This window comes from Pseudonocardia adelaidensis, assembly GCF_039543345.1.
GTDB classification, from domain to species: Bacteria; Actinomycetota; Actinomycetes; order Mycobacteriales; family Pseudonocardiaceae; genus Pseudonocardia; species Pseudonocardia adelaidensis.
Map to the genome: position 1 here is coordinate 1 of NZ_BAABJO010000080.1, position 1,471 is coordinate 1,471.

The window sequence follows — 1,471 nt, forward strand, 5'->3', positions numbered from 1 at the left end:
CGATGGCAGCAACCACTTCTCGGGGAGGGTCGGGGTGGGAATCCGGACCACCGGATGGTTGCGTGGGCACCGGCGGAGGCGGTCTCGTCGCAGACGGGCGTGCCCGCCGGTCGGGGACGGCCGCCAGGGCAACCCCAGGGCTCGGTAGTGATCCCAACCCGGCCACCTCCACAGGCGCGATAGCGACGCGAACGAGCGGCCAGCGCAGGAGACCCCCATCCAGATCGATCGCATCCGTTCCAGGGCGACGGGGCTCGCGCACGCGAGAAAGATCAACCCGACGTGACCGCGTTCCGCGGAACGCGGTCGCTCCTCCCGGCCCGGACACCTGCCGCTACTTCACCGCACCCCCGGTCACCCCGGCCGCGATGTACCGCTGCGCCAGCACGAGCAGTACTGCGGCGGGCACACTCGCGAGCACCGCGGTGGCCATCAGCGCGCTCCAGCTCTGGGTGTGCGCCCCGATGAACTCGTACATGCTGAGGGTGATCGGCGTGACGGACCCGTCGGTCATGAGCGAGAGGGCGAAGAGGAAGTCGCTCCAGGCGAACAGGAACGCGAACAGGGCGGCCGTGACGAGCGCGTTCCGGCTGACGGGCACGACGATGGAGACGAACGCGCGCAGCCGCCCGGCGCCGTCGACATAGGCGGCCTCGACGAGGGATCCCGCCGCCAGGTCGCCGCCGAGACGATCAGCAGGAGCAGCCACGGCAGGAGCAGCAGCGAACGCAGCAGCCCGCCGAGCCGGAAGTGCCGGTTGAAGAACAGGGCGAGTGCCAACCCGATCGCGAACGTCGACGCGAGTGACAGCACCGTGAACAGGGCGGTGTTCACCGTCAGCCGGACGAAGAGATCGGAGCCGATGACCTCGGCGTAGTTCCGCAACCCGACGAACGGGGCCTGGCCGGTGTAGAAGCTCTTCGTGGTGAACTCCTGGAAGCTCATCACGAGGTTGTTGACGATCGGGTATCCGAAGAAGACCAGGACGTACACCAGCGCGGGCACGACGAACGCCCACGCGGCCACGACGTGGCGCCGCGGGTTCCTGCGCACCGTCCGGGCCGGGTCTCGGCCGCCGCGGGCGCTCCTGCGCCGATGACAGCGGTTCCCATCTCCACCTCCCTACGACGAGCGGACGTCGTCGACCTGCGTGCGGGCGACGGCGACCACGCGCGCGCCGGCCGCGGCCAGACGGCGCGCGGTGGCGGAACCGATGCCGCGGCTGCCTCCGGTGACGACGGCGCGTGTCCCGTGCAGTTGCAGATCCGTGCTCGGATCGGCGAGCGGGGCGGGAGAGGCGGAAGGCATGGTGCTGCCTTGCTGAAGAAGATGGGGTGACGATGCCTAGTAGTACTTTGTTAGGTGTGTCGTTCCCGCTGATCCTGCCCGTTGTGTGATCTTGTTCTGATCCGTGACACCGGAGGAGATGGAGCAGGTGCGGCCGCGGTTGGAGGAGTTCGCGGCCGGGATG

2 protein-coding genes and 1 pseudogene are annotated in these 1,471 nt (G+C 69.1%); 1 reads left to right on the forward strand and 2 read right to left on the reverse strand.

All coding sequences use genetic code 11. From position 1 onward, the window contains the following. Nucleotides 1–334: 334 nt before the first annotated feature. Nucleotides 335–661, reverse strand: a pseudogene (locus ABEA81_RS42265) (carbohydrate ABC transporter permease); the annotation flags it as partial. A 261-nt stretch (nucleotides 662–922) separates the two neighbouring features. Between ABEA81_RS42265 and ABEA81_RS42270 the strand changes: the two are divergent. Then, a complete protein-coding gene (locus ABEA81_RS42270; RefSeq protein ID WP_345613690.1) occupies nucleotides 923–1,099 on the forward strand; it encodes a hypothetical protein in 177 nt (58 codons plus the stop codon). A 23-nt stretch (nucleotides 1,100–1,122) separates the two neighbouring features. Here ABEA81_RS42270 and ABEA81_RS42275 read toward each other — a convergent pair whose 3' ends face one another. Further along, on the reverse strand, nucleotides 1,123–1,308 hold the full coding sequence (locus ABEA81_RS42275) for an SDR family NAD(P)-dependent oxidoreductase (protein ID WP_345613691.1): 186 nt from the start codon (nucleotides 1,306–1,308) through the stop codon (nucleotides 1,123–1,125). Nucleotides 1,309–1,471: the final 163 nt, after the last annotated feature.

Excerpts from the sequence above, each read along its gene's own strand:
- ABEA81_RS42275 (WP_345613691.1), bottom strand. The coding sequence starts at position 1,308 with ATGCCTTCCGCCTCTCCCGCCCCGCTCGCCGATCCGAGCACGGATCTG.